The following is a 21,146-nucleotide window of genomic DNA, read 5'->3' as shown; positions in this document are numbered from 1 at the left end:
TGGTGTGCTCGCCCCGACCTGCGGAATGCGTAATGAATCAATGGAGTTCCTGAATTGAGCGACACCCTGTTCGAACCCGACATCGATGACGTTCCGATCGACACGCATGCGTCGCAGGCCTATCTGACCTATGCCATGTCGGTCGTCACCTCGCGCGCGCTGCCTGGGCTGGAAGACGGCATGAAGCCGGTGCAGCGGCGCATCCTGTTCGCGATGGATGGCTTCGCGCGGCCCGATGCGGCGCACAAGAAGTCGGCGCGCGTGGTGGGCGACGTGATCGGCAAGTACCACCCGCACGGCGATTCGTCGGTGTACGAGGCCATGGTGCGTCTGGCGCAGCCGTTCACGCTGCGCTATCCGCTGATCGACGGGCAGGGCAACTTCGGTTCGATGGACGGCGACAACGCCGCCGCGATGCGTTACACCGAGTGCCGGCTGACCGCCTTTGCGCGCCACGTGCTGCTGTCGGAACTGAACGCGGGCGTCATCGACTTCCAGCCGAATTACGACGGCACGCAGCAGGAACCGGCGCTGCTGCCGGCGCGCCTGCCGGTGGTGCTGGCCAATGGGGCGTCCGGCATTGCGGTCGGCATGGCGTGCGAGATTCCGCCGCACAACCTGCGCGAAATCGGCGAGGCGACCTGCCGGCTGCTGGTCGATCCGCGCATGCCGGACGACGACCTCATCGACTGCTTCCAGGGGCCGGACTTCCCGAATGGCGCGACGCTCATTTCGTCGCGCGAAAGCATCGTCGCCGCCTACAAGGAAGGGCGCGGCTCGTTCCGCATGCGCGCCAATTATGAAGTCGAGGCGCTGGCGCGCGGCCAGTGGCAGATCGTCGTCACCGCACTGCCGCCCGGTGTCAGCACCGGCGCCATCCTGACCCGCATTGACGATCTGGCGAACCCCAGGCCCAAGGGCGACAAGAAGAAGATCAGCGATGACCAGGCGCGCACGAAAACACTGGCCACCTCGCTGATCGACTCGGTGCGCGACGAATCCGACGCGCGTCATCCGGTACGGCTCGTGATCGAACCGAAGTCGCGCGCAGTGAGCCAGGAAGACCTGCTGGCCTTCCTGTTCGCCTATACCGACCTCGAATGCAACACCAGCCTGAACCTCACGCTGCTCGACACGCGCCGCCGGCCGGGCCAGATCGGCCTGCCGGCGGTGCTGCGCCAGTGGTGCGACTACCGGCTCGCCGCGGTGTCGCGCCGGCTGACCCAGCGCATCGCCGACATCGACGAGCGCATGCACATTCTCGATGGTCGCCTGGCCATCCTGCTCGACATCGACCGCGCGATCGCCATCATCCGTGCCGCCGACGATCCGAAGGCCGACCTGATGGCCGGTTTCGGCATCACCGAGCGACAGGCCGAGGACGTGCTGGAAATCCGCCTGCGCCAGCTGGCGAAGCTCGAAGCGATCAAGCTGCAGGCGGAGCGCGACGCGCTCGATGCCGAGCGCACCGGCCTGCTGGGCATTCTGGGCAGCGACACCGCACTGCGCCGCTTCGTGCGCGACGAGGTGAAAGCCGATGTCGAACGCTTCGGCGACGAGCGGCGCACCCGGGTGAATGCCGACGTGCAGGCGACGCGCGCGCGCGAAGTGCCGCAGATCGACGAGGCGGTCACCGTCATCGTGTCGCGCGGTGGTTTCGGCCGCCTGCGTTCCGGTCACGACGTCGATGAGGCGGCACTCACCTGGAAGGCCGGTGACGGTCCGCTGGCGGTGCTGAAGTGCCGCACCGTGTGGCCGGTCATCCTGCTCGACGCCGACGGCCGCAGCTACACGATCAAGCCGACCGACCTGCCCAGCGGCAAGGGCGATGGCGTGCCGGTGTCGTCGCTGGCCGATCTGGCCGGCAAGAAACTGGTCGCGGTGCTGACCGGCGAGCCCGGCAGCCGCTACCTCGTCGCATCGGACGGCGGCTACGGCTTCGTCTGCACCATCGAAGACATGGTGAGCCGCAACCGCGCCGGCAAGGCCTTCCTGAATACCGACGGCACGCTGGCACTGCCGCCGCTGCGGCTGCAACCGGACGACGCCTGGGTCGTGGCGATGTCGGGCGATCGCCTGCTGGTGTTCCCGCTCGACGAAATGAAGACGCTGTCCGGCGGCAAGGGCGTGAAGATCATGACGCTGCCCGATGGCGAATCGCTGGCCATGCTGGATCTGTTCCGCGGCCGGCTCGTGCTGAACGTACCCGGTTCGCGCGGGCGCCCGAAGGCGCTGACACTGGACGAAGCTGCGCTGATGGCGTGGCGCGGCGTGCGCGCCACCAAGGGGAAGAAGCTGGGCTGATCACCGATCCGATCAGCGGCCCGGCAGGCGCATCAGCGCCTCGCCGGCCCGGATGCGCCGGCCGATGACCGTCAGCGGATGCAGCACCATCGACGACGGCGCCAGCACGATGATGGTCGAACCGTGCTGAAACCAGCCCATTTCGTCACCCTTGCGCAGCGTGGCGTCGCAGTCCAGCCGGTGCGGGCCGCGATAGCCGGCGTGCAGCAGCAGATCGAGGCAGTGCAGTCGCAGGCTGGCCACCAGAATGGCCGCAACCGGCACCAGCAGGACAGGCGTGCCATCGGCCAGCGCGGTGGTGATCGCCGCACGCTCGTTGCGACAGTACAGCTTGTCCACCCGTGCGAGCGCCGGCGGATTGACGTTCCAGGTGTCGCCCGGAAAGTAGGTGACGTGCGACACCCGGCAATCGAGTGGCGCGTGGAAGCGGTGATACATCGACGCCGTGATGCGCACGGTGGCGTAGCAGCCGTCGTGAAACCGTGCGGCCAGCGCGGCGTAGCCCAGCAGTTCCTCCAGCGTGTAGTGCAGGCCCTTGGCCTGCAGCAGCATGTCGCCTTCGATGCGACCGCAGGCCACGACAATGCCGTCGCATGGACTGACCAGCGTGAGCGGATCGGCATCGACCGGTCGAGCGCCGTCGCGCAGCTCGCGCACGAAGCAGTCGTGCAAGCTGGCAAAGCGGGTCTTCTTCGCCTCCGACAGATCGACGTCACCGAACATCCGCCACAGCGCGATCGACGCGTCGCGCACCAGGGGCTGTTCGATCCGGCTGAACCAGCCGGCGAAGCGGGTCAGGGCGGCACGCGGCACGCGGTTGGTCAGCGCGAAGTTCAGTGCGTCACGCAGCCGGCGCCGGGCCGGCAGATCGGCGTCATTCATGGTGCCGTAACCTCGCGCTGATATCTCGGTGACGCATGACCGAAGCCCTCCCTTTCTATATCGCCGGCGCCGCTGCGCTGCTGGCGCTGCTGCCGCGCGTCAAGCGCCGGCTCGAACTGTCGCGCGCCAAGCACCGCTCGCTCGCCGGCCACGCCAAAATGTCGCGTCGGGTGGCCAGGCTGCTGCCTTTCTACGAATTCGATGCGGCTGACGTGTTCGCGGCCGATGAAGCGCCGCCCGCCGTGGTCGAACTGCGCCGCCTCGCGTTCGAACGTCTTGCCGCGCTGTACCGCGAGCGCTACCCGAAGACGCGCGCGCTGACGGCAGACGTGCAGCCCATGCTGTCCGACCTGCAATTCACCAGCGCCTATCGCGTGCCGTTTCCGTTCAGCCGTCATGTGCGCGAGCACCTGAAGGCCGGCAGCTTCGTCGCGTCGTCGTCCGGCGTGACCGTGACCGACCTCGACGGCAACGTCGCCTACGACCTGACCGGCTCGTACGGCGTCAATGTGTTCGGCTACGACTTCTACAAGGGCTGCATGGCGCGCGGCAACGCACAGGTCGAAGCCCTCGGACCGGTGCTCGGCAGTTTTCACCCGCTGCTGGCCGACAACGTGAAACGGCTGTGCGCGATTTCCGGACTCGATGAAGTGTCGTTCCACATGTCCGGCACCGAGGCGGTCATGCAGGCGGTGCGCCTCGCGCGCTATCACACGCGGCGCAGCCACCTGGTGCGCTTCTGCGGCGCGTATCACGGCTGGTGGGGCGATGTGCAGCCGGGCGTCGGCAATCCGGTCGCGGCCGAACACACCTACACGCTGAAGGACATGCATGCCGATACGCTGCACGTGCTGCGCACCCGGCGCGACATAGCCTGTGTGCTGGTGAACCCGCTGCAGGCCCTGCACCCGAATGCCGGTGCACCCGGCGACTCGTCGCTGGTCGACGGCGGTCGGCGCGCCCATTTCGATCGCGCGGCCTATGCCGACTGGCTGCGCCAGCTGCGCGAAGTGTGCACGGCGCGCGGCATCGTGCTGATCTTCGACGAGGTGTTCGTCGGCTTCCGGCTGGCGCCCGGTGGCGCACAGGACTATTTCGGCGTGCGCGCCGACATGGTCACCTACGGCAAGACGCTGGGCGGTGGTTACCCGGTCGGCGTGGTGTGCGGCAAGGCGGCGCTGATGCGCCGCTACCGCGACGACCGGCCGGCCGACATCTGTTTCGCGCGCGGCACCTTCAATTCGCATCCGCACGTGATGGCCGCGATGAACGAATTCCTGCGGGCGCTCGACACGCCGGAGATCGCGGCGCTGTACGACGGCCTCGATGAGCGCTGGAACGCACGGGCAGAAAAGCTGAATGGGCTGCTGGGCGAAGCGGATCTGCCGGTTCGGGTGGCGAACCTGTCGTCGATCTGGACTGTGACCTACTGCATGCCGTCGCGCTACAACTGGATGCTGCAGTACTACCTGCGCGCCGAAGGCCTGGCGCTGAGCTGGGTCGGCACCGGCCGGCTCATCTTCAGCCTGAATTACGGCGACGCGGAATTCGATGCTGTTTGCGAACGTTTCGTCGCCGCCGCGCGGCGCATGCAGGCCGATGGCTGGTGGTGGGTGCCTGAAGGGGCGAGCAACAAGCAGGTCAAGCGGCGCATCCTGCGGGAAATGCTGGCGGAGCGGTTTGCGCGGCGCGGTTGAACGCATGGATGAACACGCAGTGGCGGGGGCGGAGCGCGGTTCAGGCGAGCAGTGCCCGCCGAAATCCCCGTTCCGCCCCCGCCGCGAAAGCCATGCTTCAGGCTTGCGCCGAGTGCTGTGCGTGGCGAGGGTCGATCAGCTCGCCGCGCAGCAGATGCAGCGGGGCACGGTAGTACAGCTTCACGTCATGGAAGGGGTCGGTGAGGATCTTGGTCATCCACACCAGACCGGTCTGCACGTCGCGGATGAAGAACAGATGCACGGTGCGGAACAGCAGGCCGCCGACGCCCACCGCCAGCCAGATCAGCGACACGTTGTGAACGAAACCGCGCGTGTCGGCATGCGGCTCGAGCAGGCCGTACAGCGCCGGATCGACGTACAGCACCAGCGGTGACAGCGCCCAGACCCCCATCAGCACGATCTTGCGTCGCAGGTTGTAGCCGACCTTGATGTCTTCCTTGAACTCGTGGGTCGCCTGATTGATGTGGTCGTAGCCCTTGGGTTCGAAGAAGAAGTGACCGGACTGACGCGACACCATGGCGACACCCCAGCTGAGCAGCGCCGCGGCGGCCGGATCGACGAACAGCATTGCATAGGCCGCAAGAAAGCTCAGCGCACTGATCAGATGCAGGCTCTGGTTGATGCGGCTGTGGTGGTAGTAGCGGTGGTCATCCCAGCGCTGGACATGCAGGGCCTTCAGAAATTCGTTCATGTAACGCCTCCGTAGTGTGCGAAGGCTACGAATGAGGCGTTACATGAAGAATGCAGTTCGTCTACATCTCGGTGACAGGCTGCCGACGTTCAGAAAGCTTCGTCCGGTCGCAGGTAGCGCCACTTGCCGACCGGCAGGTCGGCGAGCGGGATGCGACCGATGCGCACGCGCTTGAGTGCGACCACTTCGAGACCGACTGCGTCGCACATGCGACGGATCTGTCTTTTCTTGCCCTCACGCAGCACGAAACGCATCTGCTCCTCGTTCTGCCAGCTCACCTTGGCCGGTTTGAGCGGCTGGTCGTCCAGTTCGAGACCGTGATTCAGCAGCGCCAGCGATTCGGCCGGAAAGACTTCAGACAGAGGGCCGTTGCCGAACGACTTCGTCGCCCGCACGCGCACCAGGTATTCCTTTTCGATCGTCGAATCCTCGCCGATCAGCACACGGGCAACGCGACCGTCCTGCGTCAGCACCAGAAGGCCGTGCGAATCGATGTCCAGCCGGCCGGCCGGCGCCAGACCGCGCAGATGGTTGCGATTGAAGGTCTGCCCCGACTTGTCGCCCATCCACTGGTTTTCCGGCACGAACAGCACACTGGCGGGCTCGTGGCCGTCTTCAGCCTGGCCGCTGACGAAGCCGACCGGCTTGTGCATCAGCACGGTGACGCGCAGCGCCTGGTCGGCGCGCGCTTCCTTGTTCACCTCGACCTTCTGGTGCGACAGCACGCGCTGGCCGAGCACGGCGACTTCGCCATCGACCGTCACCCAGCCACGCACGATCCAGTCATCCGCTTCCCGACGCGACGCGGCGCCCCGGTCGGCCAGCCAGCGCGACACGCGGATGCCGTCCTTCGGATGGTCGTCGCCGTCTTCGGCCGGCACGGCCTTCACGCGACCTTTCTTGTCCATGTCGCGCTCTTCCCACGGCTTGGCCGGGCGCAGCGGCGCGGCCGCGGGCTTCGCACTGCGCGGGCGCTCGCTGCCCTCGGCACGCGGCGGACGGCTGTCGCGCTCGGGACGCGGTGTCCACGGGCGCTTCGGCGCGTCGTCGGCACCGGACGTGCGGGCAGGCCGCTCGCCGCGATCACTTCGTGGCGGGCGATCGGCGAAATTGCCGCGCGGCGCGCGTTCGCCACCCTCGGCACGCGGCGGACGGCTGTCGCGCTCGGGGCGCGGCGTCCATGGGCGCTTCGGCGCGTCGTCGGCGCCGGGCGCACGGGCCGGGCGCTCGCCACGTTCGGTGCGCGGCGGACGATCGGAGAAATCCTTGCGGGGTGGCCGATCACCCATGTCACGGCGCGGCGCGCCGTCACGGCCGCGCGGCGTCTTGGCGGGGGGCGCGACCTGGGTGGTATTGCGGCTCAATGTCCGGGACTTGGCGGTGCTGTTGCGCACCGGCTTGCGGGCCGGATCGCGGTCCGAGGCAGTCGGGCTGTCGGATTTGCTCGGCAAACCGAGTTTCGGACGAGTGGTCATCGTGAAGTCAACAATCTGTAGACCGCACAGCATAGCGGGGACTTGAAATGTCGGGGGGAAGTCTCAATCTTCCGCGGTTGTCATTTCATCATACGGAGTTGCCATGTCGGAAACCGCCACCGCCGCCCAGACCATGAATTTCCAGGCCGAGGTGAAGCAGCTGCTTCATCTGATGATCCATTCGCTGTACAGCAACCGCGACATTTTCCTGCGCGAACTGGTCAGCAATGCGTCGGACGCCTGCGACAAGCTGCGTTTCGAAGCGATTGCGGATCCGGCCCTGCTCGAAACCGATTCCGACCTGAAAATCCGCGTCGCCTTCGACAAGGTCGCGCGCACCATCACGATCACCGACAACGGCATCGGCATGTCGCGCGACGAGGCGATTTCCCATCTCGGCACGATCGCCCGCAGCGGCACCAAGGAATTCTTTTCCAGCCTGACCGGCGACCAGAAGAAGGACGCCAACCTGATCGGTCAGTTCGGCGTCGGCTTCTACTCCGCCTTCATCGTCGCCGACACGGTCACCGTCACCACGCGCAGAGCCGGGTTGCCGACCGCGGAAGGTGTGCGCTGGTCATGCTCGATGACCGGTGATGCAGCAGGCGAGTACACCGTCGAACAGATCGACCTCGAGCCACGTGGCACCGAAATCGTGCTGCACCTGCGCGAAGACCAGGACGAACTGCTGTCCGGGTTCAAGCTGCGCCACATCATCCGCGAGTACTCCGATCACATCCTGCAGCCGGTCGTGATGAAGAAGGAAGAGTGGAAAGAGGGCGAGCAGATCACGACCGACGAGGACGAAACGGTCAATCAGGCCAATGCGCTGTGGACCCGCTCGAAGTCTGACATCACCGACGAACAGTACGAAGAGTTCTACAAGCACGTCAGCCACGACTTCCAGGCGCCGCTGGCCTGGTCGCACGCACGGGTCGAAGGGCGGCACGAATACACCCAGTTGCTGTACATCCCGGCACGCGCGCCCTTCGACATGTGGGACCGCAAGACCAAGCACGGTCTGAAGCTCTACGTACGCCGCGTGTTCATCATGGACGACGCCGACAAGCTGTTGCCGGGCTATCTGCGCTTCGTGCGCGGCGTGGTCGATTCGGCCGACCTGCCGCTGAACGTGTCGCGCGAAATCCTGCAGGAGGGGCGCGACATCGACACCATCCGCTCCGGCTGCACGAAGAAGATCCTGTCGGTGCTGGAAGACCTGGCCGACAACGAAGACCCGACGCAAAAGGAGAAATTCACCACCTTCTGGAAGGCCTTCGGCAATGTGTTCAAGGAAGGCGTGGGCGAAGACACGGCCAACCGCGAGCGCGTCGCCAAGCTGCTGCGCTTCGCGTCCACGCATCTCGATACCGACGAGCAGTCGGTGTCACTGGCCGACTACCTGTCGCGCATGAAGGACGGCCAGAGCAAGATCTATTACGTCACGGCCGAGTCGTTCAAGGCGGCAAAGAACAGCCCGCACCTGGAAGTGTTCCGCAAGAAGGGCATCGAAGTGCTGCTGATGCACGAGCACATCGACGAGTGGGTGGTCGGCAACATGACCGAGTTCGAAGGTCGTCCGATGGTGTCAGTCGCCAAGGGCGGGCTCGATCTGGGCGCGATGGAAGATGAAGCCGAGAAGCAGGCGCGCGAACGCGACGAGGGCGAATTCAAGCCGCTGGTCGAGCGCCTGCAGGCGACGCTGGCCGAGCAGGTGAAGGAGGTGCGCATCACGCACCGCCTGACCGATTCGCCGGCCTGCCTGGTGTCGGACGAATTCGAGATCGGCGGCAATCTGGCGCGCATCCTGAAGTCGGCCGGCCGCGACGCGCCGGCGTCGAAGCCGACGCTCGAGATCAACCCGCAGCACCCGGTGGTGCAGCGGTTGCGCAACGAGGATGCGCATTTCGACGACTGGGCGGCGGTGCTGTTCGATCAGGCCCTGCTGGCCGAAGGCGGCGCACTGGAAGATCCGGCCACGTTCGTGCGCCGCATGAACCAGCTGATGCTGGCGATGAGCGGCGAACGGCCGTCCGCATAGGCACGCTGCGGAATGGAAAAGGGCGCTTCGGAATGAAGCGCCCTTTTCATTTGCGCGACCACGGGATTCAGATGCGGAACACCTGCACCGCCTCCTGCAGGTTCTGCGCGGAACCGGCCAGCTCGTTGCCCTGGCGGGCGGTTTCCTCAGCGACTTTCGCGTTCTGTTCGGACAGCGAGAACAGCAGCTCGGTATTGCGCACGATGTCGCCGACCGATGCGTTCTGTGCGCCGAGGCTGTCGCTGATGGTCGCCGACTTGCCTGACAGCGCCTGGAGCCGCTGCAGGATGCCGTCGAACTCGCTGACCGCGGCGGCGGTGTTCTGCGTCGCCACCGTCACTTCGTCGTTCGAACCGCGCACCAGGGTGATGGTTTCTTCGGCATCGTCGCGGATGCGCACCACCAGTTCGCTGATGTCGTTCGACGACGCCTGGCTGCGCTGCGCCAGCTTGCGGACTTCGTCGGCCACGACCGCGAAGCCGCGTCCCTGTTCGCCGGCGCGTGCAGCCTCGATGGCCGCATTGAGTGCCAGCAGGTTGGTCTGGTCCGACAGTTCCTTGATCAGCTCGTTGATGCGGTTGATGGCGCGCGAATCATCCACCAGCCGTTCGATCACGGCGAGCGAGTCGGCCATCTTGCCGGATGCCGCATGCACACTGTCCAGCGCACCTTCGAGCGTCCGCTTGCCGACCTGCGACGCCGCGCCCGCGGCTTGCGACAGGTCACTGGCTTCACGCGACAGCGACTCCACATCCTGGATCTTGCCGCTCATCTGTTCGATTGCGCTGCCCACCGCACGGATCGAATCGAGCTGACGGGTGACCGTTTCACGGGCTTCGCCCGACGCCTGCGACAGTTCCACTGCGGAGCCGGTCAGCGTGGTCGACAACGCCTGCAGACGCTCGACCAGCTGTTTGACGGCCTTGCGCGCCGCGTTGTATTCGTAACCCAGCCAGGCGAAGTCGTCCTTGCCGTCGAGACTGATCCGGTGGTCGAGCCGCCCCTTGGCCAGCGCATGCAGGCCACCGACGATGATTTCCGCCCGCGCACCATAGAACCGGCCAATGAAGTGACCAGTCAATGCGCCGCCCGTCAGCAACAGCAGCGACACGCCGATCTGCACCGGCCAGTTGCCACCCCCCGAAACCATGTTGAATGCGACGCAGCAGATCAGCGCCGACGAGGCGCCGAACAGCGTGAACGCCTTTTTCACGCTCAGACTTTTTAGCATGTCTCCCCCTGCACGACGACATGGCGAACGACGCCCGCGCATCTGTCCCGAATTTCTGATTACGGATGATCGGCAGGTCAGCTTGAGGTCGGCCCTGCGAAATGGCCATCGCAGCCCGGTACAGACGAAAAAAATCCGCGGGCGGACACGCCGCGCGCGGACAAGGGGAATGTCCTTTCGAAATGCTCAGTCGCTGCTGCTCATGAAGCCGAACAGCTGCAGCAGGGAGGTGAAGAGGTTGAAAATGGACACGAACAGCCCGGTCGTCGCCATCACGTAGTTCGTCTCGCCGCCGCGCACGATGCGCTGGGTTTCGTAGGCGATCATGCCGGCCATCAGCAGTACCACTGCAGCAGACACGGTCAGCGACAGCGCCGGCATCTGGAAGAAGATCGCACCCAGACCCGCCAGTATCGCCACCACCATGCCGATGAACAGAAAGCCGCCCATGCCGCTGAGGTCGCGCTTCGTGACACTGGCCCACGTCGACATCGCCAGGAACACGCCAGCCGTGGCGCCGAGCGCCATCGTCACGATCTGGCCGCCGCCCGGCAGCGCGACGACCGACGACAGCAGCGGGCCGATGGTGTAGCCCATGAAACCGGTCAGAGCGAACGTGAGCAGCACGCCGACGCCGCTGTCGCGGAAACGGCTGACCGCAAACAGCAGGCCGAAATAGCCGGCCAGCGTCAGCAGGATGCCCGGCGAAGGCCACGCCATCGCCGCAGCCGTACCGGCGATCAGTGCGCTGAAAGCCAGATTGAGACCGAGCAGCATGTAGGTATTGCGCAGCACCTTGCGCGGCGCGTCGGCCAGCGTCGCGCCGACTTCTTCATAGGGCAGCGTCGTGATGTCGGCGCCGCGTTTCGATCGCAGTTCCATATACATATCTCCTGTAAATTCAGACCACTTCAAATTCGGGTTCGGGCGCCGCCATCGTGGTGGCCTGACGGGCACGCCTCATGGTGCGAACCACACGCTGGCTCGCCCGGGCAAGCGCGGTGTCGATCGCCTTGCGCCAGTTGCGTCCGGTGGCGGACACGACGACCGGACGGGCGCCGGTCAGCCTCAGTTCGACCTGTACGTGCTTGTCTTCACCGCCTTTCGGCCCATTCAGGTCGGACAGGCTGACCCGCGCCTTCGGGATCCGCCAGGCGAGACGCCGCAGCACCACGCGCAGCCGGTTTTCGGCCACGCTGCGCAGGGCACTTGCTTCGGCACTTCGTGATTCGACGATGACTTGCATGACAGTCCTCCTGTGGATGAACGAGCGCTTACCTTACGCGCCGAGTAACTTCTTTTGAATGTACCTTTGTAGTACCTTAACTTCGTCTTTTTAGAATCCAGGTGGATTTGTGCTCAATTACCGTCACCTGTATTACTTCTGGGTCGCGACGAAGGAAGGCGGCATTGCGCGCGCGGCCGAGCGACTCGACATGGCGGTGCAGACCGTCAGCACGCAGATCCACACGCTGGAAGCGGCGCTCGGCCATGCGTTGTTCAAACCATCGGGCCGCAGCGTCGAGTTGACCGCAGCGGGCGTCGCGGCACTGCGCTACGCTGAACAGATCTTCCAGCTGGGCGAACAGCTGCCGCTGGCCGTGCGCGAGGCCGCGTCGTCACAAGGCGTGCGTCTGTCGGTCGGCATTTCCGACGGCCTGCCCAAGCCGGTGGCGCGCCACCTTCTGCTGCCTGCAACCGACACTGAAGGTCTGCATCTGCTGTGCAGCGAGGGGGAATTCGACGACCTGCTGGCCGATCTCGCGCTGCACCGGCTGGACGTGGTGCTGGCCGACCGACCGGCGCCGGTCAATCCGAATCTGAAGGTGTATAGCCACGCGCTCGGTGAAGCTGCGCTGATGTGGTACGCCTCACCCGCGCTGCGCGCCTTGTCCGATGCGGCGTTTCCGGCCTGTCTGGACCAGATGCCGCTGCTGCTGCCGAGCCGCCACGCCGCGGTGCGCGCCCGCATCGACGACTGGTTCGATCGCAAGTCGCTGCGCCCGCGTGTGGCGGGCGAATTCGAGGACAGCGCGTTGCTGGCCACCTTCGGCGAAAGCGGTCTGGGTGCATTTCCGGCGACCGAGTGGTCGCACGACGAACTCACCGGCCAGCGCGGCCTGCAGCTGCTCGGTCGCTGCGACGAAGTGGTCGAGCACTTCTATGCGATTTCCGCCGAGCGCCGCGTGCAGCATCCACTGGTACAGAAGGTGCTCGGTCAGTAGCGCTCCCCCAGGCGACGGCGACCATGCTGGGTTGCGGGCGCTCGGGCTGTGGGAGCGGCGTCCTCGCCGCGATCAGTGCCGCGACCATCGCTGTGCCGAGTGCGCATCGCGGCGAGGACGCCGCTCCCACAAACCCCGCCGTGCTCCTGCTCAGTGCTGCCGTCCGTCCGGGGCACTGGCCGGCTGGACGCCGACAATCCACCCCTCCACCGGATCGATCTGCAACGGCAACCCGTAGCCGGCATCGCGCCGTGTCCAGGCCCAGGCCGCTTCGACCAGGCACAGCACGCAGTCGAGCAGGTCGCCGGTGCCATCGGTGGCCATCGCATCGAGCAGCGCAGTGTCGTCGCAGCGCAGGACGATGCCCAGCGGGTGCGCGCCGCGCTGCAACGCCTCGATGATGAGCATGCGGTTGGCCAGCCTCGCCTGCGTCTGACCAATGGCCGATTCGCTCTTGTACGAGGCCGGCACGATGCTGCGCGCCAGCCAGCCCGGGTAGGCCTCCAGCGCCACGCGCGCGCCATCGCCGCCATGCATGCCGGGCAGGTGCACGCCGGCCTCGAGCAGACGGCGCGCACCTTCCTGAAACATCCAGCCGACCGGCGGATTGACGAATTTCATCGGGCTGTGCGAGCCCGCCGGCCGGTCCGTCGCGCGATGGGTGTATTTCTGCCCGACCGCCCGCGGCGCCCGTTCCGCATCGGCCAAGGCCTTGAATTCATTCCGGGAAAGCAGGGAAACCGCACGTACCATGCCGGCCCAGTCGGTCGGCCAGCCGTGTTCCAGCACCGATTCGCGCGGCAGGCCGAACGGAAAATCGAACGCCCCCAGCCACGGACCGGGCCGCATCAGGAAGGCCTCGAAGGCGCTCCATGCGGGCAGTCGTTCGATCGATTCGAGGATCAGGACGCCATCGTCTGCTACGTGACCGCAGGCCACGGTGACCGGTTTGCGCGACGACGGGGAAGAGGTGAAATCAATGCCGTACAGGGTGCTCATGGCGCAAAGGTAGCCCATGACGCCGGCTCAGCCAACCCGGTGTCAGCCTGGCTTGACGATCTGCGCAGCGGTGGGTGACCCGATCAGCGCGCGCAGCGCGTCGATCGTATCCGCCTCGGCCGCTCGCTTGTCCAGCCGCCGGCGCAGCATGCGCGGGAAGCGCACCGCGATGCCCGACTTGTGGCGGGGCGATGGCTGTATACCTTCGAAACCCAGTTCGAACACCAGTTCGGGCGTGACTGAACAGACCGGGCCGAAGCGTTCGATCGTGTGGCTGCGGATGAAGGCGTCGATCTCTCGCATTTCGGTGTCCGACAGACCGGAATAGGCCTTGGCGAACGGCACCAGTGTGCGCGTGCCGTCGGCCGCGACCGACCAGACCGCGAAGGTGTAGTCGCTGTACAGCCCGGCGCGCCGGCCGTGGCCGCGCTGGGCGTAGATCAGCACCGCGTCGATGCTGTACGGGTCGAGCTTCCATTTCCACCATTGGCCGCGCGCATCGAGCTTGGTGCGGCCGATGCCGTAGGGCGCGTCGGCGCGCTTGAGCATCAGGCCCTCGACACCGTGCTCGCGGGCACGATCCCGCTCGGCGGCCAGCGCGGGCCAGTCACCGCGCAGCACCGGCGACAGGCGCAGCACCGGCGTTGCCAGCCCGGCCAGAAGCACGTCCAGTCGCGCGCGCCGTGCCGATTGCGGCTGGGCACGCAGGTCCGCGCCGACGTGTTCGATCAGGTCGTACGCCATGAACACGGTCGGCACGTCGTCGAGCAGGCGGCGCGTGAGCCGCTTGCGGGTGATGCGGGTCTGCAGCTGCGCGAACGGCAGCGGTGCGTCGCCACGCCAGGCGAGCACTTCGCCGTCGAGCACGCAGCCGTCCGGCAAGGCGGCAGCCGCTTCCATCAGTTCCGGAAAGCGCTCGCTGATCAGTTCTTCCCCGCGCGACCACAGCGCGACCTGGCCATCACGGCGCACCAGCTGGGCGCGGATGCCGTCCCATTTCCACTCGGCGAGCCAGTCGGCGGCCTCTCCGAGCGACTCGGCGGGACCGGTGTGCAGCGGATGGGCAAGGAAGAAGGGGTAGGGCTGCATGCCGGTTTCGTCGTCGCCCGCCGGCGCCACCAGCGCGGCGAAGCGCGCCGCACCCATGCCGCTGCGCGCCGGGTCGGCCGCCAGATAGCCGATGAGGCGCTGCGCAACGAGTTCGGCCGGCACCTGCGCAAACGCCGCCAGCGCCCGCGTGACCAGCAGGCGCGACACGCCGACTCGCAGCGCGCCGGTAATCAGCTTGTTGAACAGGAAGCGCTCGCCGCTGCCCAGCACCTGCCAGGCGTCAATCAACGAGTCGGGCTTTTCGTCGGGGGGTGAGGCGCGCAACGCACCCAGCACGCCGACCCAGTGGTGCAGCGGAAGGTCGGTGACGGCTCGCGGTGGCGGCAGGATGAGCGCCAGCGTTTCCGCCAGATCGCCGACCGCCTCGTAGCATTCGTCGAACAGCCAGTCCGGCATGCCGGCGGCCCGCGCGCCGGTTTCGCGCAGCACGCGCGTGCCCACCGCCTGGCGCGGCTTGCCGCCGGCCAGGAAGTACACCGCCCACGCGGCGTCTTCCGCCGGCACCTGCGCGAAATAGTCCTGCATCGCCTGCACGCGATGGCGGGTCGAGGTGCTGCTGTCGAGCGACAGGTAAAGGGCGGCGAAACGCTGCATCGGGTCATCGTAACCGGGAGACGCCGCTTTGATGGCGTGCCGGTGCAGCGGTTCGCGAGTCGGTCAGTCGACGAAAAACGCCGGCCAGCGGCCGGCGTCTGGCTGCGTACGCGACGATCAGGCGCGACGGCGGGCCATGAAGCCAAGCAGGCCCAGACCGGCCAGCAGCATCGCCCAGGTATCGGCTTCCGGCACCGGTGCGGCGAACGAGGTCAGGCCCGGGCTGCCGATGGCCTCGCTTTGCGAGCGGTAGGAGCCTTCGACATCGCCGATCGACGACAGCACCCACAGCGTCGCATTGTTGGCGCCCAGTGCGGCGGCCGAGGTGGCGCGGCCGCTGACCTCCTGGGTACGCGGGCCGCCTGCTGCGGCATTGTCGCCATAGGTCAGACGATCGACCAGCGAACCTGCGCCGTCGAACAGGTTCAGTTCGTCGGCGCGACCGATGTTGTTGGTGTAGCCGCCCAGCACCTTGACGCTGTCGGCAAGGCGCCAGTCGAGACGGAAGGTCGCTGCTTCGGTTTCGGTGATGATGACCGATTCGCCTGCGCCAACCAGACCGAAGGCGCTGAGGCTGAATACACCGGGTGTCCGGCTGTCGTCGTCATAGCTCCAGCCCGTGAAATCGACCGCCGAGGTACCCAGGTTGGTGAATTCGATGAATTCACCGCTGCCGCCTGAGTACATCCATTCGGTGATGCGGACATCGGCCTGGGCCTGCGAAGCGAAACCTGCGACGAGCAGTGCTGCGAGAAGCTTGTTCATGGTGTGACCTCCTTGCTGGATTGAATGGATCAGGACAGACGGCGGCGGGCGGCGGTGCCGATGAGGCCGAGACCGGCCAGCAGCAGCGCCCAGCCTTCGGGTTCGGGCACGGCGGCGATCGGCGCCAGTACATAAAGGCGCGGGGTTTCGCCGACGATGTAGATGACGCCGTTGCCGTCGATGGTGACGCCTTCGGCGTCATCGGCGATGGCGGAAAAGTCGAACTGGCTCAGCACCTCGCCGCTGCGCGTGACTTCCATCAGGCGCGGCGTTTCCTGGCTGTAGATAAGCAGGTTGTCCTGGTCTGCGGTGCCGCGCAGCGACGCGACGGTGGTCAGCGTCTGCACGTCGGACAGGTCCAGCGTGTCGAACAGGCGTGCGAACTGGTTCGCCGGCGGCACCAGTTCGGTCACGGAGGCCACGCCGGTGGTGAAGTCAAGCGCCGCGTCATACACCGCCTGCGGCGTCTTTTCCTTCACGATGATGAAGCGGCCGCTCAGCGGGTCGTATGACAGGCCTTCCAGCCCCACATTGCCGACCGTCGGACCGACCGACACCGCAGGCGTCGCGTTGCGACCGATCGCACCACCCGCCGTGTAGCTGAAGCGATAGACGTCCTGAAGCCGTTCCTCGACGAGAACGAACTGCCCGTTGCCGACATAGCTCAGCCCCTCGGTGTCGTCGAAGCCGAACAGGTTCATCGAACTGATCTGCTGACCCAGCTTGTTCACCTCGACGACATAGTCGCCTTCGTCGCCGAGCACGAACAGCGTATCGGTGTCCCAGTTCCACGTGACGGCTGACGCTTCGGACGCCTGAACCGACGGCAGGTCATGGGTGGCGACCAGGCGGTAGTCGGCCAGGTCAAGTTGAGTGATGGCGGCTGACGCCGAGCCCGTTGAAATCAGGGCGATGGCGGCCGCAAGACAGGAGCGGAACATGGAAAGACCCGGAGCGCGTGAAAGAACGCGGACGGTGCCGCACATGCATTTCCGGCTGATGACGACCGATGGTTCTTTCGGACTACCTGACGCGGGCGGCCGCCATGAAGGGCTCAGCCGGACTGCCGACTTGCCGCGTCAACCATTGATCCGATGTCGGCCGTCCTTACAGCGCGCGCACGCGCCGTTCCTGCGCCTCGGCAATACGTCCTTTAATCATCAACTTGCTGCTTCGGCTCACTATTTGCTTCAACGATGATCGAACAGGTTCATCACCATCGAGAAAGGATAATTTCCGTGATCCGATACGTTTCGCGCCTTCGCGCACTCCCTGTCGCACTCGTCGCTGCCGGCGTCATGCAGGCCCAGGCGGCCACGCTGGCCGGCAGCTACACCGCCGACGACAGCCTGAAGATCTATCTGTCCGCCGATCTGACAGCCACGATCGACGAACTGGTCACAACCAAGTCTTCATCGTGGGGGCCGACCGAATCGTTTTCCGGTTTTGCGCTGGCGCCGGGGCAGAGCGTCTATCTGCTGGTCGAGGCCTACAACGTCAGCGGGCCGGCGATGTTCGTCGGCCATTTCGACATCACCGGCGATGGCTTCACGTTCGCCAACGGCACCACCTCGCTGCTGACGAACACGCTGGACTGGACGGTCGGCGAAACCGGCTTTGCCAGCGCCACCGCGCAGCCCGTGTCGCTCGGCGCGAACGCGCCCGGCTTGCAGATCTGGGGGCAGCGCCCATCGATAGACGCCGAGGCCGAAGCGATCTGGGCCTACTACGCGGACTGGTCGGCCGGTCGTCCCGGATCGGCCTATTTCGTCACGCAGATCACCGCAGTACCCGAACCGTCAGCCGGCGGCATGTTCGTCGCCGGTCTGGCCGCCCTCGGCCTCGCGTTGCGAGGCAGCCGTCGCAGCTGATTCCGGCGCGGCCGCGTCGTCATCTGCATCCTGGCCGAAGGCGGTCGCGAAGGCGCCGGCTTCGATGCCGTGTTCGGTCAGCCAGCGCACCAGCGGCTGGACATGGCCATGGGTGACGATGACGCGCGAGGCGCCGGTGGCGCCGATGGCGCTCAGCAGCCCGGGCCAGTCGGCGTGGTCCGACATCACGAGGCCGCGATCGACGCCGCGCCGCCGGCGCGCGCCGCGCACCTGCATCCAGCCTGACGCGAAACAGTCGGCGTAGTCGCCGAAGCGCTTCATCCACGGGGTGGACTGCGCCGAGGGCGGTGCAAGCACCAGCGCACGGCGCAGCGCCACAGCGTCCAGTCCGTCCGACACCATGGCGGTGGCGGGCAGGGCGACGCCGCTGTCGCGGTAGGCGCGGTTCAGCGCCTCGACCGCGCCGTGGCACACGATCGGGCCGATCGCCGGATCGAGGCCGGCGAGGATGCGCTGCGACTTGCCGAAGGCGTAGGCGAACACCACGCTGGCGCGTCCGGCGTCGGCGTTGCCGCGCCACCATTCGTTCAGTTCGGCCAGCAGTACGTCCTGAGCCGGCCAGCGGTAGATCGGCAGACCGAAGGTGGATTCACTGATGAAGGCATGCGCTCGCACCGGATCGAACGCCGTGCAGGTCGCATCCGGCTCAAGCTTGTAGTCACCCGAGGCGACCCACACCTCGCCCGCGACTTCGACCCTGACCTGCGCCGAACCGAGCACATGGCCGGCCGGATGCAGCGACACCGCCGCATCCCCAATATATATGCGCTCGCCGTACCTCAGTGTCTGCAATGCGATGTCGCCCAGCCGTGCGCGCAGCACCCGCTCGCCTTCGGCACTGGCGAGATAGCGGCGGTGACCGGTGCGCGCATGGTCGGCGTGGGCATGGGTGATGACGGCGCGATCGACCGGTCGCCACGGGTCGATGTAGAAATCGCCGGCCGGGCAATAAAGCCCTTCCGGGCGCAGGGTGATGAGATCGTGACGCATGGTGGCGATGGTATCGTTCGCTTCATGAGCGTGATGCCCGATCACAAGTTCCTGCGCGAACACAGCCGGCTGCTGGCCGAGAGCTTCGAGCGCCTGACCGGCCAGCGGCTGCCGTCGGATTCGCTCACGCTGTACAACGCGCACTTCGCCCTGGTATCTCACGGCACCCAGCCGGATCCGGTATTCAATTACGCCAACCTGTTCGCACAGCGGCTGTTCGGCTACCCGTGGGACGAATTCGTCACGCTGCCATCGCGCCTGTCGGCGCGCGAGCCGGAACGCGACGAGCGGGCCCGCCTGCTCGAAATGGTGACCCAGCAGGGCTACATCAGCGACTACTGCGGCGTGCGGGTGCGCCGCGACGGTACGCTGTTCCGCATCAGCCACGCCACGGTGTGGAAGGTGCTCGATGCCGACGGCCAGTTCTGCGGACAGGCGGCGATGTTTTCCGAAGTCGAGGAATTGCAGTGAGGACATTGCAGTGAGGACATTGCAGTGAGCCGCGCCGACAGCAGTCCGCATCCGCTGGTCGAGGCACTCGGCGAGCGTCATGCGCGCTGGACGTCGATCCGGCGCGACCTGCATGCCCACCCGGAACTGGCTTACGAGGAAACGCGCACCGCCGCCGTCGTGGCGCGTACGCTGCGCGCGTCCGGCATCGAGGTGCATGAGGGCATCGGTCGCACCGGAGTGGTCGGCGTGCTGCGCGCCGGCAACGGCAAGGCGACCATCGGCCTGCGCGCCGACATGGATGCGCTGCCGATGACCGAACAGAACACCTTCGCCCATCGTTCGACCCATACCGGACGCATGCACGGCTGCGGTCACGACGGCCATACCGCGATGCTGCTGGCGGCGGCCGAATATCTGGCGGCGACCCGCTGTTTCGACGGCACCGTGAATTTCATCTTCCAGCCGGCCGAGGAGGGCAGGGGCGGTGCGGCGGCGATGATCGCCGACGGCCTGTTCGAGCGTTTTCCGATGCAGTCGGTGTTCGGCCTGCACAACTGGCCCGGCCTTCCGGTCGGCGAAATGGCGGTGCATGACGGGCCGGCCATGGCCAGCAGCGACGAGATCGAAATCGTCATCGAAGGTCGTGGCGCGCACGCCGCGATGCCGCATCTGGGCGCCGATCCGGTACTGGCCGGGGCGGCCATCGTGCAGGCGCTTCAGTCCATCGTGTCGCGCAATGTGTCGCCGGTCGACTGCGGCGTGGTCAGCATCACGCAGTTCCATGCTGGCGAGGCCTACAACGTCATTCCGCAGTCGGCCACGCTGCGTGGCACGGCGCGCGCGTTTTCACCCGAGGTGCGCGACCAGCTCGAAGCCGGTATCCGGCGTGTTGCCGAAGGTGTGGCGGCGGCGCACGGCGTAGCGGTTGCGGTCAGCTACCGGCGCGGCTATCCGCCGACGGTGAACACCTCGGCCGAGGCGGCATTCTGTGCGTCCGTGGGGCGTGAACTGCTGGGCGACGCCTGCGTGCGTACCGACTACCCGCCCAGCATGGGCGCGGAGGATTTTGCCTACATGCTCGAATGCAAGCCCGGTTGCTACATCTGGCTCGGCAACGGCGGCGGGCCGGATGCCGGGTCGCGCCCGGGCCATGAAGAAGGCGGCGGCTGCATGCTGCACAACCCGCGCTACGACTTCAACGATGCGGTCATTCCGCTCGGTGTGGCGTACTGGACGCGGCTGGTCGAGCGCTTCCTGCAGGCGGATTGAGGCCTTCCGGGCGCGGCGTCAGCCATGTGCGGGCGCACCCAGCAACACCAGTTCGGCTTCCTCGTGCGGTTCGTACAGCCGCGAGCGGGTCAGGAAGCGGATGCCTTCCGGTGATTCGATCGAAAAGCCGGCGCCCCGTCCGGGCACCGCGTCGATGATCAGATGGGTGTGCTGCCAGTACTCGAACTGCGATTCGCTCATCCAGAACGGCATGCCGCCGATCTCGCCCAGTTGCACATCGGAACTGCCGAGCGTGAACTCTCCCTGCGGGTAGCACATCGGCGCACTGCCGTCGCAGCAGCCGCCTGACTGATGAAACATCAACGGGCCATGTTTGCGCGCCAGCCGGTCTATCCAGTCCAGCGCCAGCGGTGTTGCAGAGACGCGGGTCACCATGATGTTCCCTCGCAAAACATGAAGTTGAATCGAGATATCCTACACAACTTTATGTTTAAAAATAGATTTGTATGAATGATACAGTCCCGGATGTACGAAGAGGCGAACGAT

Annotated in this window: 19 protein-coding genes; 7 read left to right on the top strand and 12 right to left on the bottom strand. The window is 66.2% G+C overall.

Annotation, left to right across the window (positions count from 1 at the left end):
* Positions 1-54 precede the first annotated feature (54 nt).
* On the top strand, positions 55-2,304 hold the full coding sequence (gene parC, locus ACTIFF_RS07395; protein WP_439536259.1) for a DNA topoisomerase IV subunit A: 2,250 nt from the start codon (positions 55-57) through the stop codon (positions 2,302-2,304).
* Positions 2,305-2,316: 12 nt separating this feature from the next.
* Here parC and asd read toward each other — a convergent pair whose 3' ends face one another.
* The gene (gene asd / locus ACTIFF_RS07390) at positions 2,317-3,186 is read right to left on the bottom strand and encodes an archaetidylserine decarboxylase (RefSeq protein ID WP_439536258.1); all 870 of its coding nucleotides are present in this window, start codon (positions 3,184-3,186) and stop codon (positions 2,317-2,319) included.
* A gap of 35 nt (positions 3,187-3,221) precedes the next feature.
* Between asd and ACTIFF_RS07385 the strand changes: the two genes are divergently transcribed.
* Complete coding sequence (locus ACTIFF_RS07385) at positions 3,222-4,883, top strand: aminotransferase class III-fold pyridoxal phosphate-dependent enzyme (protein ID WP_439536257.1); 1,662 nt, start codon at positions 3,222-3,224, stop codon at positions 4,881-4,883.
* 97 nt (positions 4,884-4,980) lie between these two features.
* Here the strand turns inward: ACTIFF_RS07385 and ACTIFF_RS07380 are convergent, their stop codons facing one another.
* Both ACTIFF_RS07380 and ACTIFF_RS07375 read right to left on the bottom strand, forming a co-directional pair.
* Entirely contained in the window at positions 4,981-5,595 is a 615-nt protein-coding gene (locus tag ACTIFF_RS07380; protein ID WP_439536256.1) for a hypothetical protein, read from the bottom strand.
* Positions 5,596-5,684: 89 nt separating this feature from the next.
* A complete protein-coding gene (locus tag ACTIFF_RS07375) occupies positions 5,685-7,103 on the bottom strand; it encodes a pseudouridine synthase (RefSeq protein ID WP_439536255.1) in 1,419 nt (472 codons plus the stop codon).
* Between the two features lie 70 nt (positions 7,104-7,173).
* On the opposite strand from ACTIFF_RS07375, the gene htpG reads away from it, so the two are divergent.
* Positions 7,174-9,111: a molecular chaperone HtpG gene (gene htpG / locus ACTIFF_RS07370; RefSeq protein ID WP_439536254.1), complete on the top strand. Its 1,938-nt coding sequence runs from the start codon at positions 7,174-7,176 to the stop codon at positions 9,109-9,111.
* A gap of 67 nt (positions 9,112-9,178) precedes the next feature.
* On the opposite strand, the gene ACTIFF_RS07365 is transcribed toward htpG, so the two are convergent.
* The 3 genes from ACTIFF_RS07365 to ACTIFF_RS07355 all read right to left on the bottom strand — a co-directional run bounded on the left by ACTIFF_RS07365 (position 9,179) and on the right by ACTIFF_RS07355 (position 11,588).
* Entirely contained in the window at positions 9,179-10,342 is a 1,164-nt protein-coding gene (locus tag ACTIFF_RS07365) for a methyl-accepting chemotaxis protein (protein WP_439536253.1), read from the bottom strand.
* Positions 10,343-10,528: 186 nt separating this feature from the next.
* A complete protein-coding gene (locus ACTIFF_RS07360) occupies positions 10,529-11,224 on the bottom strand; it encodes a Bax inhibitor-1/YccA family protein (RefSeq protein ID WP_439536252.1) in 696 nt (231 codons plus the stop codon).
* A gap of 19 nt (positions 11,225-11,243) precedes the next feature.
* On the bottom strand, positions 11,244-11,588 hold the full coding sequence (locus tag ACTIFF_RS07355) for an HPF/RaiA family ribosome-associated protein (protein WP_439536251.1): 345 nt from the start codon (positions 11,586-11,588) through the stop codon (positions 11,244-11,246).
* Positions 11,589-11,697: 109 nt separating this feature from the next.
* Here ACTIFF_RS07355 and ACTIFF_RS07350 point away from each other — a divergent pair, with 109 nt between their 5' ends.
* Positions 11,698-12,567 carry a LysR family transcriptional regulator gene (locus tag ACTIFF_RS07350; protein ID WP_439536250.1) on the top strand — a complete coding sequence of 290 codons (870 nt, stop codon included), beginning with the start codon at positions 11,698-11,700 and terminating at the stop codon, positions 12,565-12,567.
* A gap of 150 nt (positions 12,568-12,717) precedes the next feature.
* On the opposite strand, the gene ACTIFF_RS07345 is transcribed toward ACTIFF_RS07350, so the two are convergent.
* The 4 genes from ACTIFF_RS07345 to ACTIFF_RS07330 all read right to left on the bottom strand — a co-directional run bounded on the left by ACTIFF_RS07345 (position 12,718) and on the right by ACTIFF_RS07330 (position 16,976).
* On the bottom strand, positions 12,718-13,566 hold the full coding sequence (locus ACTIFF_RS07345; protein WP_439536249.1) for a DUF429 domain-containing protein: 849 nt from the start codon (positions 13,564-13,566) through the stop codon (positions 12,718-12,720).
* Positions 13,567-13,608: 42 nt separating this feature from the next.
* Positions 13,609-15,270: an ATP-dependent DNA ligase gene (locus tag ACTIFF_RS07340; RefSeq protein ID WP_439536248.1), complete on the bottom strand. Its 1,662-nt coding sequence runs from the start codon at positions 15,268-15,270 to the stop codon at positions 13,609-13,611.
* A gap of 117 nt (positions 15,271-15,387) precedes the next feature.
* Positions 15,388-16,035 carry a lamin tail domain-containing protein gene (locus ACTIFF_RS07335; protein ID WP_439536247.1) on the bottom strand — a complete coding sequence of 216 codons (648 nt, stop codon included), beginning with the start codon at positions 16,033-16,035 and terminating at the stop codon, positions 15,388-15,390.
* Positions 16,036-16,064: 29 nt separating this feature from the next.
* Positions 16,065-16,976: an SdiA-regulated domain-containing protein gene (locus tag ACTIFF_RS07330; protein WP_439536246.1), complete on the bottom strand. Its 912-nt coding sequence runs from the start codon at positions 16,974-16,976 to the stop codon at positions 16,065-16,067.
* A 297-nt stretch (positions 16,977-17,273) separates the two neighbouring features.
* Between ACTIFF_RS07330 and ACTIFF_RS07325 the strand changes: the two genes are divergently transcribed.
* Positions 17,274-17,906: a PEP-CTERM sorting domain-containing protein gene (locus ACTIFF_RS07325; RefSeq protein WP_439536245.1), complete on the top strand. Its 633-nt coding sequence runs from the start codon at positions 17,274-17,276 to the stop codon at positions 17,904-17,906.
* Here ACTIFF_RS07325 and ACTIFF_RS07320 read toward each other — a convergent pair.
* A complete protein-coding gene (locus tag ACTIFF_RS07320; RefSeq protein WP_439536244.1) occupies positions 17,835-18,917 on the bottom strand; it encodes a ligase-associated DNA damage response exonuclease in 1,083 nt (360 codons plus the stop codon). The genes ACTIFF_RS07325 and ACTIFF_RS07320 overlap by 72 nt on opposite strands.
* 24 nt (positions 18,918-18,941) lie before the next feature.
* On the opposite strand from ACTIFF_RS07320, the gene ACTIFF_RS07315 reads away from it, so the two are divergent.
* Both ACTIFF_RS07315 and ACTIFF_RS07310 read left to right on the top strand, forming a co-directional pair.
* Positions 18,942-19,388: an MEKHLA domain-containing protein gene (locus tag ACTIFF_RS07315; protein ID WP_439536243.1), complete on the top strand. Its 447-nt coding sequence runs from the start codon at positions 18,942-18,944 to the stop codon at positions 19,386-19,388.
* A 24-nt stretch (positions 19,389-19,412) separates the two neighbouring features.
* On the top strand, positions 19,413-20,639 hold the full coding sequence (locus ACTIFF_RS07310) for a M20 aminoacylase family protein (RefSeq protein ID WP_439536242.1): 1,227 nt from the start codon (positions 19,413-19,415) through the stop codon (positions 20,637-20,639).
* 18 nt (positions 20,640-20,657) lie between these two features.
* On the opposite strand, the gene ACTIFF_RS07305 is transcribed toward ACTIFF_RS07310, so the two are convergent.
* Positions 20,658-21,035, bottom strand: a complete 378-nt coding sequence (locus ACTIFF_RS07305) for a DUF779 domain-containing protein (protein ID WP_439536241.1) — start codon at positions 21,033-21,035, stop codon at positions 20,658-20,660.
* Positions 21,036-21,146 lie beyond the last annotated feature (111 nt).

The sequence above is a fragment of the Methyloversatilis sp. genome, from assembly GCF_051861465.1.
GTDB lineage: Bacteria > Pseudomonadota > Gammaproteobacteria > Burkholderiales > Rhodocyclaceae > Methyloversatilis.
Note: the sequence above shows the minus strand (reverse complement) of the source record. Positions and strands in the feature narration are given on the sequence as shown.